The 15,080-nt window shown below is 60.8% G+C and carries 10 protein-coding genes; 9 read left to right on the forward strand and 1 reads right to left on the reverse strand.

Going from position 1 to position 15,080, the window contains the following annotated elements; all coding sequences use genetic code 11:
- The first annotated feature begins 19 nt into the window (after window positions 1-19).
- The 6 genes from ABZ720_RS04530 to ABZ720_RS04555 are packed head-to-tail and all read left to right on the forward strand — an operon-like array spanning window position 20 to window position 5,150.
- A complete protein-coding gene (locus ABZ720_RS04530) occupies window positions 20-1,297 on the forward strand; it encodes a TRAP transporter large permease (RefSeq protein WP_366554251.1) in 1,278 nt (425 codons plus the stop codon).
- A gap of 26 nt (window positions 1,298-1,323) precedes the next feature.
- Complete coding sequence (locus ABZ720_RS04535) at window positions 1,324-2,415, forward strand: Ldh family oxidoreductase (RefSeq protein ID WP_366554253.1); 1,092 nt, start codon at window positions 1,324-1,326, stop codon at window positions 2,413-2,415.
- A 23-nt stretch (window positions 2,416-2,438) separates the two neighbouring features.
- Window positions 2,439-3,134: an RraA family protein gene (locus tag ABZ720_RS04540; protein ID WP_366554255.1), complete on the forward strand. Its 696-nt coding sequence runs from the start codon at window positions 2,439-2,441 to the stop codon at window positions 3,132-3,134.
- Window positions 3,135-3,155: 21 nt separating this feature from the next.
- Complete coding sequence (locus ABZ720_RS04545; protein WP_366554258.1) at window positions 3,156-3,464, forward strand: putative quinol monooxygenase; 309 nt, start codon at window positions 3,156-3,158, stop codon at window positions 3,462-3,464.
- Between the two features lie 7 nt (window positions 3,465-3,471).
- Window positions 3,472-4,839 (forward strand): acyclic terpene utilization AtuA family protein, encoded by a 1,368-nt coding sequence (locus tag ABZ720_RS04550; protein ID WP_366554260.1) that lies wholly within the window; start codon window positions 3,472-3,474, stop codon window positions 4,837-4,839.
- 5 nt (window positions 4,840-4,844) lie between these two features.
- Window positions 4,845-5,150: a DUF4387 domain-containing protein gene (locus tag ABZ720_RS04555; protein ID WP_366554262.1), complete on the forward strand. Its 306-nt coding sequence runs from the start codon at window positions 4,845-4,847 to the stop codon at window positions 5,148-5,150.
- Between the two features lie 18 nt (window positions 5,151-5,168).
- On the opposite strand, the gene ABZ720_RS04560 is transcribed toward ABZ720_RS04555, so the two are convergent.
- Entirely contained in the window at window positions 5,169-6,191 is a 1,023-nt protein-coding gene (locus tag ABZ720_RS04560) for a LacI family DNA-binding transcriptional regulator (RefSeq protein WP_366554264.1), read from the reverse strand.
- 404 nt (window positions 6,192-6,595) lie between these two features.
- On the opposite strand from ABZ720_RS04560, the gene ABZ720_RS04565 reads away from it, so the two are divergent.
- The 3 genes from ABZ720_RS04565 (at window position 6,596) to ABZ720_RS04575 (ending at window position 15,010) form a co-directional block, all read left to right on the forward strand.
- Entirely contained in the window at window positions 6,596-12,070 is a 5,475-nt protein-coding gene (locus tag ABZ720_RS04565; RefSeq protein WP_366554266.1) for an alpha-2-macroglobulin family protein, read from the forward strand.
- Between the two features lie 13 nt (window positions 12,071-12,083).
- Window positions 12,084-14,183 carry a penicillin-binding protein 1C gene (gene pbpC, locus ABZ720_RS04570; RefSeq protein ID WP_366554268.1) on the forward strand — a complete coding sequence of 700 codons (2,100 nt, stop codon included), beginning with the start codon at window positions 12,084-12,086 and terminating at the stop codon, window positions 14,181-14,183.
- Between the two features lie 236 nt (window positions 14,184-14,419).
- Complete coding sequence (locus tag ABZ720_RS04575; RefSeq protein ID WP_366554270.1) at window positions 14,420-15,010, forward strand: exopolysaccharide biosynthesis protein; 591 nt, start codon at window positions 14,420-14,422, stop codon at window positions 15,008-15,010.
- The last annotated feature ends 70 nt before the right edge of the window (window positions 15,011-15,080 follow it).

A 15,080-nucleotide genomic window follows, 5' to 3' on the forward strand; every position in this document is an offset into this window, starting at 1 on the left:
TAAGGCAGGGCAGATAGATATGCTTTTGACAATCGCAATCACGCTGCCTTTGTTTATTATTCTCGGGGTGCCGTTAGGGTTCGCAATCCTGGCGTCGTCTTTATCCGCGCTGTTAATCGACGGCAATCTCAACATGATGGTTGCCGCTCAGCGGGTATTCTCGGGGTTTGATAGTTTTTCTCTTCTTGCAATTCCACTTTTCCTGCTTGCGGGATCCATTATGGCTGCGGGCGGTTTGAGCGATCGCCTGGTGACATTTGCAAACGCACTGGTTGGACGATTTCGCGGCGGCCTGGGAATTAGCAACATCCTGGCGTCCGTGATGTTTGGTGGGATATCTGGCTCTGCAGTGGCCGATACCAGCGCAATTGGCCGCACCTTCATACCGGCAATGACGCAGTCGGGTTATCCGGCAAGGTTTGCTGTAGCGACTACAGTTGCATCGGCCCCTCTCTCACCAATAATCCCTCCTTCTATTGCCTGGATTCTTTATGGGTATCTGACTGACACATCCATACTGCAATTATTTATAGCAGGTATAGTGCCAGCCTTCCTGTGGGCTTTGACCATGATTGGCGTAGTCGTTTGGAAGGCAAAGAAGGAAAATTATCCAGTTCACGGCCGAGTTAACAGGGCGGTACTGCTGTCGACCATGAAGGCTGCGGTTTTCGCGTTGCTGCTGCCCGTTTTTGTGATTGTCGGCATACGTATGGCCGTATTTACAGTAACAGAAGCATCCGCGATCGCCGTATTATATGCACTTTTTGTCGGTGCCTTAATTTACCGTGAGCTCACGTGGCTGAAGTTATGGAATTGTTTTAAGTATACCGTCCAAGCGACAGCAGTAGTGATGATCATCATCGGGGCGGCTAACCTCTTTGCATGGGTGCTCGCTTACGAGCAGGCACCAGCGCGAGTGGCTAGTTGGGCAATGGGTTTGTCCGATAATCCCATAATATTCCTTCTCATTATCAACGTTGTATTGCTGGTTATTGGCACGTTCATGGAAGTGAATGCCGCGAAAATAATGACTTTGCCAATTTTGTTTCCGTTAGTTATGCAATTTGGCATAGACCCAGTGCATTTCGGTGTGATTATCACGGCTAATCTTTGTCTTGCACTTATGACGCCACCGGTGGGCATCGTCCTAGCTTTAGCGTGCAAGATAGGAGATGTGCCACTTGAGCAAGGGACGGTGGCGGTAATGCCTTTCTTCCTGGCTGGTGTTTTTGTTGTGCTGGCGTTGACCTTGTTCCCAGGGCTCTCTCTTTGGTTGCCTTCTCTGATCATCGGTTAAATACAGCGCTCGAAAAGGATAAACCTATGTCTCGGTTCACAATTGATAACATTGGGGTCATCAGGGAGGAGGGCAACTCGTACATCGTTGACTCTGATGCATTCGCTGAGTTTCTGAGAGTTTTGCTCAACCAGGCGGGCGTCCCAGAGGCCGACGCTCGTGTTGTTTCCGACTCACTTGTCGAAGCCGATCTCAGAGGGATGAACTCGCATGGGATCATTCGGCTCCCAGTGTATATACGGCGTTTGCGTGCGGGTGGGTTCAAGGCCGACGCGGTTCCAGAGGTCATAAGAGAAAGCGACGGTGTGGCGCTTCTCGACGGCAAGAATGGTCTCGGCTCGGTGATGACCATGAGGGCGATGTCGATCGCCATCGAGAAGGCGAAGACACAGGGAATAGCGGCTTGCGGCGTTACGAATAGCAACCACAACGGAGAAGGTGCCTTCTATGTTCAGGAGGCCATCCGTCATGACATGATCGGAATGTCCTTCACGACGGGGTCGCCGATCATGCCGGTGTGGGGAGGGACAACGCCCCTCACCGGGCCGCTGCCGATCACGGTCGGGGTGCCTGCTGACAAAGAGCATCCGATCGTTCTGGACGCAGCCCTTGGCATGAGTTCCAGGGGCAAAATCTTGGACTATCTGGCCCAGGGCAAGGAGTTGCCGCCTGGCTGGATAGTTGACGCTAATGGCGAACCGACCACCGATCCCAAGTGGGTCAATGAAGGCGGTTGGATTCTGCCTATCGGAGGACATAAGGGCTGGGGGCTGATCGTCATTTGCGAGATGCTTGCCGCGGTCCTAACTGGGAGCGGCGTGGGGAAAGAACTGGTCAATCTGTACGACGATGTTGATACGCCGCAAGGTAATGGGCAGTTCGTTATTGCGATTGATGTCTCTCATTTCATGCCGGTTAACATGTTTAAAAGCCGGGTGGATAATTACATTAAAATGGTAAAGAGCTCCGATAAGGCTGAAGGCGTGGAAGAGATAATTCTACCCGGCGAAAAAGAATTTAAAAATCGCGAACGGGCGAAGTTGGATGGAATGAAATTAACAAAATCTGTTCTCGATGAGGTTATATCAGAAGCTCGGATAGTTGGGGTGTTTCAGTAGGGTTTGAAAAGAGAGGCAGTGCAATGGTTAACGTGGCGGATGCTTTGGAAAGACTACGAAAACTCGAAACAGGAATTGTCAGCGACGTCCTGGATGAAGCGGGCGTTCCCAGACATAGCTTAAGTCCTTCAATAAAACCGCTTCAGGGAAATGGTTGTATTGCAGGTAAGATACTCACTGTGAGAGGGCGAAAGGCTGTAAAGGGGGCGCATGCCAAGAAAGTAATTTCGGTCGATGACATAGAGAGAGATATTGACAACAATACAATTGTTTTGATGGACACGGGGCAGTTTAACGAAGGTGCCGCATTGGGCGGATTTGTTGCGGACGAGTTCAAGAAACGCGGATGTCACGGTATAATTCTAGATGGTTGCATTCGAGATATTGAGGAGATTCGCCATCTGGGTTTGCCTTTGTATGCTGCAGGTGTGACTCCGGTGAATGGCTCACGCCGCTGGCAATGGGTAGAAGTGGGTGAAACCATATCCATGCCAGGCCAAGACGGAACCCCCCTTTTGGTGAATTCTGGGGATTATGTGATTGCTGATCAAGACGGTGTGGTTGTAATCCCGCAAGCGCACATTCAGCAGATTATGGAGGACTCAGAAGAACTATATGAGATAGAGGGGCGAATAAGGACGGCAATGGCGAGCGGTGCTTCACGGTCTGAAGCGTTTAAAAAGAATCCCCGTTTTTCGCACGTACGAAAAGTATCCTAATATTAGTAAGGAGGCGCTTCAATGTATGTAATTCTTGTACAGTTTGATATCAAAGAAGGTTACGTGGAAAGTTTTCGCGACTTAATCGTTGAGAACGCAATTTCCTCTCGCACGGATGAACCGGGTTGTCTCCAGTTCGACGTATGCGAAGCGCCAGGTGGAACATTTCATCTTTACGAAATTTATGAGAACGAAGCGCGCTTCAATGAGCACAAAGCAACACCCCATTTTAATAAATTCAACGAGGCCACCTCCAGCATGGTGGCGGCTAAGAATGTGGTTGCATGCCACCTGATATCTGGCGGTCCGATTCCGGGCAACGAGATCTGAGGGTATCATGGCGGAGCAGAAGAACAGCCTCCGGATAGTGGCCCATGGGATGCTTGGGTATGGCTTTCCAAAGGCTTCGCTGGACGAAGCAGTACGCCGAGGAATCGATCTGATTGCCGTTGATTCAGGCAGCACTGACCCTGGCCCCTACTACCTTGGCAGTGGCCGACCGTTTGTTAGCGATACCATGGTCGAGCGGGATCTGCGATTGCTGCTTCAAGCGGCCGACGAGTCTGGGGCGCTGCTTGTCATTGGTTCCGCGGGAGGAGCTGGAACGCGTTCTCAGCTCCAACATATCTATGCCTTGGTCGAATCGGTTGTGCAGGAACTCGGTACAACCAAGCGGATTGCCGTGATCGACAGTGAGATAGATCCGAACCAACTCAAGGCGGATCTCCTTGCAGGACGCGTCCGGACTTTTGAGAGTGGGAGGGATCTCACCGAGAAGGACATCGATGAGGCGCAACACATCGTAGCCCAGATTGGCCTGGAGCCGATGATGTCGGCGCTTCGCCATGAACCGGACATCATTCTCGCAGGCCGCGCCTGGGATGTTGCCAATGTGGCTGCATATCCTGTCTACCGCGGGCTTCCTTGGGGGCCATCTCTGCACATGGGCAAGATATTGGAATGTGGCGGCCAAGCAGCAGTTCCCGTGGAAGGTTCCGACCTGTTGATAGCTGAGATCGATCATGACGGCTTTACCGTGGAGACACCGAATCCAGGTAAGCGTTGCACGGTCGAGTCCATAGCGGCCCACACGCTCTATGAGAAAATCAATCCTGTTCGGCTTCCAGGCCCAGGTGGCGTGGTGAACTTGGAATCCGCACATTTTACTCAGGAAGACGAGGGGCGGGTTCGGGTGATGGGGAGCCGCTTCGAAAGAACACCGGATTATTTCATTAAGCTAGAGGGCGCCCGTTTGACAGGACACCGCCACATCGCTTTGGGAGGTGTTCGCGATCCGATTATGATCGAAAACATTGATGCTATACAAAATGATATACTGGAAAGAATTAGGCAGAATACGGCTGGTGATATCGACACCCAATCATATCAGATTGTCTTCCACCGGTATGGAATTGATGGCGTTATGGGACGATGGGAGCCCTCTCGTTCGACAAGTCATGAAATAGGGTTGTTGATTGATGTAATCGCGAAAACCCCAGAAATTGCGGAATCGATTTGTGCAATGGCGCGCTCCCTGATGCTTCATTGGGGGTATGCTGGAAGGAAGGCTACAGCAGGCAACCTGGCATTCCCGTTCTCACCAGCTGATCTGCCTGCAGGACCGGTTTATGAGTTCAATATATATCATCTGCTGAAGCTTGATGAACCCTCTGACCGGTTCCCGATCTCGATAAGGGAGGTGTAGCAAAAGTGCTGCTCAAAGAGTGCGCGACAGTTATCAGGAGCAAGAACGCCGGTCCGTTTATCGTGACGTTTGATTTGCTTTTTGAAGAAAGCGAATTTGTAAAAGTTACGGAATCTGGCTTGGTCAATCCCGCCACTGTTGCGGCCGCATTTGGAATTTCCGAGAATGAAGTCTTTGAATTTGGTGTATACGATTTCGCTAAAGCTATAAAATTTTGTATCCGTCGATCTATCTCGGCCGGTTCGCCCGGGGATAGCGATGTGTATGGTGCGCAGCAGCACGCCCCGCTACTGCATATAGAGGCATATTAATTATTTAAACTACAGTGATTACGCACTTTCTCTTTTTTTGATTTGGTATCCAACATCGATAACGTTTTTGGGTTCATTTCCAGATCTGCGCGCAAGGATGCTTTTGGCGGCAGATACTCCCATCTCGTATCGATTCACCTGAACAGTTGTCAGGCTCGGTACTATTTCTTGTGCAATTTCTTGATTATTAAAGCCACAAATCGCGATGTCTTTTGGGATCGATATGCCTTTACGGTGGCACTCAAAGATCATTCCTGCTGCCCAGATGTCTGACGTACAAAAGACGCCATCAAGCGATCGGTCTCGGTTTAGTAGCTCAATTAGTGCCTGGCGGCCCTCAGTCATGCCAAACTCGCACCTTATGTGCAGGCGAGGATCGTACTGGAGGCTGGCAGCGGACAGTGCCCTGCGATAGCCCTGTACACGCTGGTCTGCTCTGTCGTGTACCACAGTGTCAGCGCTCACAATGGCGATCTTCTGGCACCCTCGATTGCTTAGGATCTGGGTCATGCGGTGGGCAGCGGAAACATTCGAATACCCAACAACCATATCAATCGGCTCGTCTGGAAACACTCCAACCTCGACTGTTGGTACAGCAGATTGCCTTAGAAGCGTTCTTGTATTGTCGGTGTGTGTTCCGCCGTGTAAGACAATACCTGCAGGTTTATGCCCGAGAAGATGTTTTACAATTCGTTCTTCTTCTTCCATACAGGCGCCACTACTTCCAAGTAGAACGGATATATTTTCTTTTTGCGCTGCATCATTTATTCCTTGTACAGTATCCGAAAATATTCCATCCCGTATAAATGGCACAACAATAGCAATTGTAGAATAGTGATTTGAGGCTAGGCCGCTGGCAATTAAATTAGGTACATATCCGAGCGCAATCATAGCCTGCTCTATTTTTTCCTTCGTTGGGCTAGATACTTTGTTGGGGGATTTAATTGCTCGTGATACAGTAATAGCCGAGAATCCGGCTTTCTGCGCAACATCTTGCATTCGGATCTTGCTGGTGGAAGGCCGATTCTTCTTGCGAGTCATCAACTGGCATCCGGGGGCGGTGGAAAAATTAATAAAAATAAGATATCAAACATATAACTCTATAGTAAGGGGAGGGTTGGTGCAAGATAGTTCGGAGAAAGCATGCAGTGGCGACTTGAATGCCGAAACCAAAGCATTTCATGGGTATAGAAAGGCCTTCATAATTGGCGGCCCTCCAGTTCATGCGCGAAGCAGTGGGATCGTTCCGTAAGCTTCGCTCCGAGAGGCGTTTTCATCGGAACATGGGCGGTAGGTAGCGCGAGCTGCCTTAAGGCGACTTGAGCAGGGATTGACTTTGCGCTACCTCAGGTTCGAGCGAGAGGGGTGGGCGGTCGCTACATCATAGACCTCGCCGCGTCCAAGCGTCAGACTGGGGCCAGTTTCCGTAAAACGGGAGGCGGGTCATGGGTTGGCGTTTGGCAAGTGTGGTGGCAGGTCTTTTCGTGCTGCTCTCCCTCTCACCCGCCGAGGCCGAGAGCGAGCGGCGCATCGTCACCATCGAGGGCAGCGATTACTTCGGCTTCGATCTCGAGACGGTGCGTGACGTAACTCTCGACGACTGCTCGCAGATCTGCCTGGCGGAGTCCGAGTGCCGCGCCTTCACCTACAACCTCAACGCCGGCTGGTGCTTCCTGAAGAGCGACTATGGCGAACTGCGCAGCTTTGACGGCGCGGTGGCCGGCCGCGTGGTGGAAGCGCCGGCGCCGCGGGAGGTGCTGGCGCGTCCGGACCTCTCCTTCCTGCCCGAGTGGGTGGTCGACGACGCTGAGCGCTATCAGGGCGAGGTGCGCTCCGCTCGGGAAAAGGGCAGAGATCCGCTCACCTTGGCGGCCGAGGGCGACAGCGCGCTGCAGGCGGGCGATGCGAACAGGGCCAGCGACTTCTTCCGCCGCGCCTTGACCCTGGACCCGGAGGATGGCGCGGTCTGGGCCAAGCATGCGCGCGCCCTGCTCGCGGCCGAACCGACGCAGCAGGTGGATGCCTATGAGCTGCAGATGGCGGCGACGGGGGCTGCGCTCGGCGCCGTGGTCCAGGCACCCAACCGGAGCGCACGGGCTGCGGCCTATGCGCTGCTCGCCGAGGCTCTGGTCGAGCGGGGCCTGTTCCGGCCGGCGCTGGAATCCTACAAGGCGGGCCTGGCGCTCCAGGACGATACTGAGATGCGCGCCGCCTTCGAGCGCCTGCGGGCCGAGCACGGCTTTCGCGTGGTCGATCACACCGTGGACGCCGACGCTGCGAGCCCGCGCATCTGCGTCCAGTTCTCCGAGAACCTGATGCGCGGCCGGGTCGATTTTACGCCCTATGTGACCCTGGATGGCGCACCGCCCGCCGCGGTGACGCCGCAAGGCCAGCAGCTCTGTGTGGAAGGCGTCGAACACGGCGGGCGCTACCGGCTCGCCCTGCGGCCCGGCCTGCCATCTGCCGTCGATGAGCCCCTGGAGCGGCAGGTCAATCTCGACATCTACGTGCGCGACCGCGCGCCGACCGTGCGCTTCTCCGGCAATGCATACGTGCTGCCACGCGTCGGCACCAAGGGCATTCCGGTCATTTCCGTCAACACGGAGGAGGTTGAGCTCGAGCTTTATCGCATCGGTGCGCGCGGCCTCTCCGGCGCCTTCAGCGACAACAGCTTTCTGGCCCAACTCGGCGACTATCAGGCCAACCGGATTGCCGAGGAGACCGGCGAGAAGCTGTGGGAAGGCACGCTGGACGTCCGCACCGAACTTAACGGGGAGGTGACGAGCGCCATCCCGATCGATGAGGCGTTGCCCGAGCGGGAGCCTGGCGTCTACGTGCTTCGTGCCCGCGCGCAGGAGGCGCACACGGAGAGCTGGCGACCGCAGGCGACCCAGTGGTTCGTCGTCTCGGACATCGGCCTGTCCACGCTCATGGGCGGCGACGGGCTCCACGTGTTCACCCGCTCCCTGTCGACCGCTGGCCCCAAGGCGGATGTGAAGGTCACGCTCGTCGCGCGCAACAACGAGATTCTCGGCGAGGCGACCGCGGATGCCGACGGCCATGTTTACTTCGCGGCCGGTCTGATCAGGGGCGCCGGTGGCCTTGCGCCCGGCCATCTGGAAGCGCGGGCGGATGGGTCTGACTTCGCCCTGCTCGACCTGTCGCGCGCGGGCTTCGACCTCACCGACCGTGGCGTGGAGGGGCGCGCCGCACCCGGCCCCGTCGACCTCTTCCTCTATGCCGAGCGCGGCGTCTACCGGCCGGGCGAGACGGTTCACCTGACGGCGCTTGTGCGCGACGATGCTGCGCGGGCGATCGAGGACCTGCCCCTCACTTTCGTCATGACCCGGCCCGATGGGCTGGAGGATCGACGGCTCCTCTCCACCGAAGCCGCTCCCGGAGCCCATGTGCTGGAGCTGCCGCTGGTCGACAGCGCCATGCGCGGCCCGTGGCGGGTCGCGTTGCATGCCGACCCGGAAGAGGCGCCGATCGCGCAAACGGAGTTCCTGGTGGAGGACTTCGTGCCCGATCGCACCGAGTTCGACCTCACGGTCGCGGCGGAAGAGCTGCCACGCGAGGGATCAGTGGAGGTTTCGCTCGACGGGCGCTTTCTCTACGGCGCACCGGCCGCCGATCTCGCACTCGAGGGCGAACTGCGCATTGCCGCGACCGACCGGCGGCCAGAGTTGCCGGGCTATCGCTTCGGCCTGGCGGACGAGGAGACACTTGCGCTTCGCGAGCCGCTGCTTGACCTGCCGCGTACGGACGAAGCGGGTCGGGCAAGTTTCGAAGTGGCGGTGCGTGACCTGCCTGCCACGACGAGGCCGCTGGAGGCGACGCTTGTAGTCGCCCTGCGCGAAGCGGGGGGCCGGGCCGTCGAGGAAACGATCACGCTGCCCATCGCGCCGGCCGGCGAGATGATCGGTATTCGCCCGGCCTTTCCAGGCGATGCGGTGGATGAGGGCGGCACCGCCGCCTTCGACCTCATTGCCCTCGATGCAGCGGGGCAACGCAGTGCGCTCTCCGGCGTGCGCTGGGAGTTGTTCCGCATCGAAAGGAACTTCCAATGGTACCGGGCCGACGGCCGCTGGTCCTACGAGCCGGTCGAGTACACCAGCCGGGTTGCGGATGGCACGCTGGATCTGACTTCCGCCGATCCGGCGCGGATCACCGCCCCCGTGAGTTGGGGGCGCTACCGGCTTGAAGTGTCTTCGCCCAGCGATGCCGGTGCCGCCTCCAGCATCGACTTCACCGCGGGCTGGTACGTGGAAACCGCCGACGCCGACAGCCCCGACGTGCTCGACGTCTCCCTCGACCGCGCCGCATACGAAATCGGCGAGACGGCCCGCGTGACCCTGTCCTCGCGCTTTGCCGGCACGGCACTCGTCAACGTCGTGGGTGAAGGTCTGCTCGAAAGCCGGGAGGTGGAGGTCAGCGAAGGCGATACCACCATAGAGCTGGAGGTGGATGAGGCCTGGTCGCCGGGTGCCTATGTGACAGCGACGGTCTTCCGCTCGTCCGACGCTGAGGCGCAGCGCATGCCCGCCAGGGCCGTGGGCCTTGCCTGGCTGACGGTCGATTCCGCGGATCGCACGCTCTCTGTCTCCTTCGAGCTGCCGGATATCGCCGCGCCGCGGGAAAGCCTGGCCGTGCCGCTGCAGGTCGACAACCTGCCGCCAGGGGAGACCGCCTGGCTCACGGTGGCGGCGGTCGATGTCGGCATCTTGAACCTGACCAGCTACGAACCACCGGAGCCCGAGGCCTGGTATTTCGGGCAGCGCGCGCTCTCCATGGAGATGCGCGATCTTTACGGCAGCCTCATCGAGGGGATGCTGGGGGAGACGGGGCGATTGCGCTTTGGCGGTGGTGCGCCGTCGGGTGGGTTGATCGGCAGCCCGCCGACCCAGGAGCCGGTGTCGCTCTTCACCGGCCCGGTTCGCGCGGACGCCGATGGTGCGGCGAGCGTCGATTTCGACATTCCCGAATTCAACGGGACGCTGCGGCTCATGGCGGTGGCCTGGTCGCACAGCGCCGTCGGCCAGGGAACCGCGGATCTGACGGTGCGCGACCCGGTCGTCATCACCGCCGCTCTGCCACGCGTCCTGACGCCAGGCGATGAATCGCGTCTGCGGCTCGACCTCCACAACATGGAGGGTCCGGCGGGCCGCTACACCGTTGCTGTGGAGACCGGCGATCAGGTGGCGACAGGGGAAGCCTCCCCGGCGCAACTTGAACTCGGCGCGGATGCCCGCGCCGCCGTGGAGATACCGCTGACCGGCGTCGAGGTCGGTCACGGACGCCTGACGGTTACGCTCACTCATGAAGACGGCCTGGAGATCTCGCAGCAGCTCAACATCACCGTGCGCCCGGCCCAGCCGCCCGTGACGGAGCGGCGGGTGGTGGCGCTGGAGCCCGGAGAAAGCCTCACCTTGGATGGCAACCTGCTTGCGGGGACGGTGCCCGGCACGACCAGCGTGAGCCTGTCGGTGACGAATGCCGGGCGGCTGGACCTGCCGGGCCTCGTCGGCGCCCTCGAGCGCTTTCCCTACGGCTGCTCGGAGCAGATGGCGAGCCGGGCGATGCCGCTGCTCTATCTGCCTGAAATTGCCCGGGAAGCGGGGGTCGTGACGGACGGCGGGATCGAGGAGCGGATCGTCGATGCCGTTCGCACGGTCACCGCCAACCAGTCCTCCGGCGGCAGCTTCGGCCTCTGGGGCCCGGGTTCCGGGGATCTTTGGCTGGACGCCTATATCACCGACTTCCTCACACGGGCGCGCGCCGCGGGACAGGAGGTGCCGCGTCTGCCGATCCGGCTCGCCCTCGACAACCTCGCCAACCAGCTCGCCTATGCCGGCGACGCCGCCGACGAGGGCGACGCCATCGCCTATGCGCTCTACATGCTGGCGCGCAACCAGCGCGCTGCCATATCGGATCTGCGCTACTACGCCGATACGGGGCTTAGCCAGTTTCCCACGCCGCTCGCCAAGGCGCAGCTCGGGGCGGCGCTCGCGCTCTATGGTGAAGGGCGCCGTGCCGACGATGCCTTCGCCGCGGCCCTGGCCGACCTGCAGGCCGAGGCACCGCAGGCGTGGGACCGGGGCGACTATGGCTCGCGCCTGCGCGATGCGGCAGCGACTCTGGCACTGGCTGCGGAAGCGGGGTCCGAAGCGGCTCCGCTGTCGGCGCTGCTGGAGATCGTCGAGAGGGAGCGTGAGCAAAGGGGCAGCGCCAGCACGCAGGAGAACGCCTGGATGCTGCTCGCAGCCCATGCGCTGTTAGCTGAAGGTTCGGACGTCTCTCTCGAGATTAACGGGGAGCCGGTCACCGGGCCCGTGACCCGGCGCTTCGAGGGAGAGGTCCTCGCTGCGTCCCCGGTCACGCTCACCAACCGCGCCGAACGCCCCGTCGAGGCCCTGGTGGGGATTACGGGCGTTCCCGACGCTCCGCGGCCTGCGGACGCGACAGGCTTCACCATCGAGCGCGACTACTACAGTCTCGAGGGTGAAGCCGTGGAGCCTTCCGCCGTCTCCCAGAACGAGCGGATGGTTGTGGTCCTCAGGGTCTCCGAGGACCGCGCCTGGACATCCAACCTGCTTGTGGTGGACATGCTGCCGGCAGGCTTCGAGATTGACAGCCCGCGCCTGGTGGACAGCGCCGACATTGCCGGCCTGCCGTGGCTGGGTGACGAGACGACGGCCGCCCACACGGAGTTCCGCGATGATCGCTTCGTGGCAGCCTATGAGCGCGATGCGCGCAGCCCGCGCTCCTTCACCCTTGCCTACGTGGTGCGCGCGGTGTCGCCCGGATCCTTTGCCCATCCGCCGGCAATGGTCGAGGACATGTACCGGCCATACCTCTCGGCGCGTACGCAAAGCGGCCGTGTCGAGGTGATGGGTGTCGATGCGTCGGGAGCGCGGTGACCGGGCCACGGCCATGAAGCGACGTTTTTTTCGGCGGACAGCGTTGGGAGTGGTGGCGGCCATCGTGATCGCCACTGCGGCTCCAATCGCGCTCGCCCTACTGTTCCTCTTCAACAAGGCGGGGGACGCTGCCGTGGAACGCGCGCGGGCGGTGGAGACGTCCCGACAGGTGGTTGATCGTTCCGAAGTCCTGCTTCGCCCCTTTCCCATCACCGATGGCCGCTGGCGGCTGCCGGTGGCGCTCGACGAAGTCGATCCGCGCTTCATCGAGATGCTCATCGCCTATGAGGATTCGCGCTTCCACAGCCATGCCGGCGTCGACCCGCTGGCCGTCCTGCGCGCGGCCTGGCAGTGGGTCAAGCATGGCGAGGTCGTTTCGGGCGCCTCGACGCTGAGCATGCAGGTGGCGCGGCTCCTGGCCCAGCCGAGCGGGCGCGGCCTGAGCACGAAGTTGGTCCAGATGCGTGATGCGCTTCGGCTCGAGCTTGCCTTCTCCAAGTCCGAGATTCTGGAGCTTTACCTAACCCTTGCGCCCTACGGCGGGAACGTTGAGGGCATCCGCGCCGCTTCGCTCGCCTGGTTCGGCAAGGAGCCGCGGCGGCTGACCCCGGCAGAGACGGCGCTGCTGGTCGCTCTGCCGCAATCGCCTGAAAGACGACGCCCGGACCGCTTTCCCGCAGAGGCACAGGTGGCGCGCGACCGGGTGATCGCGCGCCTTGCCGCAGCCGGAACCATTACAGAGGCGGAAGCCGCGCTTGCGCTGGTCGGTCCGGTGCCGCAAGCACGCCTTGCCCTGCCGGCCCAGGCCCCGCATCTCGCCCGGCGCATCGCGGCCGGCGCCCCGGACGAAGCCGTGCTGCGCGTGACGCTGGATGCCGGTCTTCAGGCCCGGCTCGAGGCGCTGGCGCGCGAGCGGGTGACGGCGCTGGGCCCGCGTGCCTCGCTGGCCATCCTTGTGGCGGACCACCAAAGCGGTGAGGCGCTTGCCGAGGTCGGCTCCGCGGGTCTGTTTGCCGACGCCCGGGCGGGCCATGTCGACATGGTGCATGCGGTGCGCTCGCCGGGCTCGGCCCTGAAGCCGCTGATCTACGGCCTTGCCTTCGAGACCGGCGTTGCCCACCCGGAAACGCTGATTGAAGACCGCCCGGTTAGTTTTTCCGGCTATCGTCCCCGGAACTTTGAACTCGCTCACCAGGGCACCGTGAGCGTGCGCCACGCGCTGCAGGCCTCGCTCAATGTGCCGGCAGTCCGCCTTCTGGAAGCGGTCGGCCCCAGCCGCCTCACTGCCCGTCTGCGCCGCGCGGGCCTTGCGCCGGTGCTGCCGCGCCAGGGCACTGCCGGTCTGCCCGTGGGCCTTGGCGGCGTCGGGCTGACCCTGGACGACCTGGTGCGGCTCTATGCCGGCATGGCCCGCGGCGGTGAACCCGTGGCGCTGCGCCGTGCGCCGGAGGAGGGCTCGCCATTGGTGGGAGAGTTTCTCGACAGCCGTGCCGCCTGGTTGGTGTCCGATGTTCTCTCCGGCACCCCTGCGCCGCCCGGCCGGGGGCGGGAAGCCATCGCCTACAAGACCGGCACCTCCTATGGCTACCGCGATGCCTGGGCGATCGGCTTCGACGGGCAGCACGTGATCGGTGTCTGGGTCGGCCGTCCGGATGGAGCGCCGGTGCCGGGCATGACCGGGCGGACCGCGGCCGCCCCGATCCTGTTCGACGCCTTCCGCCGCGTGTCGCCCATACGCACAGCGCTGCCTCCACCACCACCCGATACGCTCGTGGCACGTAATGGTGCTCTGCCGGCTGCCCTGCGCCGCTTTGCCGGAGATCGGTCCATGGAAGGCGTACCAGGGTCACGCTCGGAGGCGCCGCCGGTCATCGTGCACCCGCCGGACGGGGCGCGGGTCGATCTGGCACTGGGCGAGGGCATGGCCGGGCCGTTGGTGATCAAGCTCGACGGCGGACGTCCGCCCTTCCGCTGGTTTGCAGACGGTCGGCCGGTCGGCGGCAGCGAACGCCGGCGGGCCACGACCTGGACGCCGCCAGGCCCCGGCTTCTCCACCATCTCTGTCGTGGACGCCAGGGGCGAAGCGGCCAGCGTTACCATCTTTCTGGAATGAGTGGTCGGTCTCCGGCGACCCGCTGGCGCCGAATTGCGATGTCCGCTCGCAGGCAAGCAGGAGGCCCTTTGCGACGGGCGCGCAGGCAGGATGGAAAAGCCTGTGACCCCTCTCTCGACAGCGTTTGGCCGGTGGATTCGGCCCAGGCGGGCTTTTGCTTTGTACCGCTGCCTTGTGCCACAAACATTCCTGAGATGGTCGGCAGCCTTGCAATTGAGGGAAAGGAAGAGCGGCGCGTGGATGGCAAGGATCAAGAGGTGCACAGCCTGCGTGATCTCGTTGAACAGATCGAGGATGCGGGACAGGGCAGGGAGGTTTCGGTCGAGAGCGTTCTGCAATCGATCGGGGAGCGCAGCTTCGCACCTTTGCTGCTCGTGGTCAGTGTTCTGCTGGTGACGCCGCTGGGCGCCGTTCCCGGGGCGCCGACCTTCGGGGCTGTCATCATCGCCTTGATCGGCTTGCAGATGCTGCTGGGACGCCGGGAACTCTGGTTGCCGCAGGTGCTGCTGCGCCGCAAGATCAGCGGCGAAAAGCTCACGCGGACTGTGCGCTATATAGAGCCGGTGGCGCGGACGGTCGACAAGCTGGTCCATCCGCGGCTTCCACGCCTGGCGCGGGCGCCCTTTTCACGCATCATCGGGGCGGCCTGTGCCCTGATTGCGTTAACCATGCCGCCGTTGGAAGTTGTGCCGATGGCCAATGCCGCGACGGGCGCAACCGTGGCGCTTTTTGCGCTCGCGCTCACCGTGCGGGATGGCCTTCTCGTCCTGGTGGCCCTCGCGGCGAGTGCCGGCGTGGCCTACCTGGTGGGTGGCGCACTGCTGTAGAGCAAGCCGACTCTCACTCAGGTGCTTGGGTTGGAGATCGGTGCATCCGGATCGCCAATCCTCCTTGATG

This window comes from Aquibaculum sediminis (assembly GCF_040712085.1).
GTDB lineage: Bacteria > Pseudomonadota > Alphaproteobacteria > Kiloniellales > DSM-21159 > Aquibaculum > Aquibaculum sediminis.

Coding starts and splice junctions, on each gene's coding strand:
- ABZ720_RS04530 (WP_366554251.1), top strand. CDS start 20: ATGCTTTTGACAATCGCAATCACGCTGCCTTTGTTTATTATTCTCGGG.
- ABZ720_RS04535 (WP_366554253.1), top strand. CDS start 1,324: ATGTCTCGGTTCACAATTGATAACATTGGGGTCATCAGGGAGGAGGGC.
- ABZ720_RS04540 (WP_366554255.1), top strand. CDS start 2,439: ATGGTTAACGTGGCGGATGCTTTGGAAAGACTACGAAAACTCGAAACA.
- ABZ720_RS04545 (WP_366554258.1), top strand. CDS start 3,156: ATGTATGTAATTCTTGTACAGTTTGATATCAAAGAAGGTTACGTGGAA.
- ABZ720_RS04550 (WP_366554260.1), top strand. CDS start 3,472: ATGGCGGAGCAGAAGAACAGCCTCCGGATAGTGGCCCATGGGATGCTT.
- ABZ720_RS04560 (WP_366554264.1), bottom strand. CDS start 6,191: ATGACTCGCAAGAAGAATCGGCCTTCCACCAGCAAGATCCGAATGCAA.
- ABZ720_RS04565 (WP_366554266.1), top strand. CDS start 6,596: ATGGGTTGGCGTTTGGCAAGTGTGGTGGCAGGTCTTTTCGTGCTGCTC.
- pbpC (WP_366554268.1), top strand. CDS start 12,084: ATGAAGCGACGTTTTTTTCGGCGGACAGCGTTGGGAGTGGTGGCGGCC.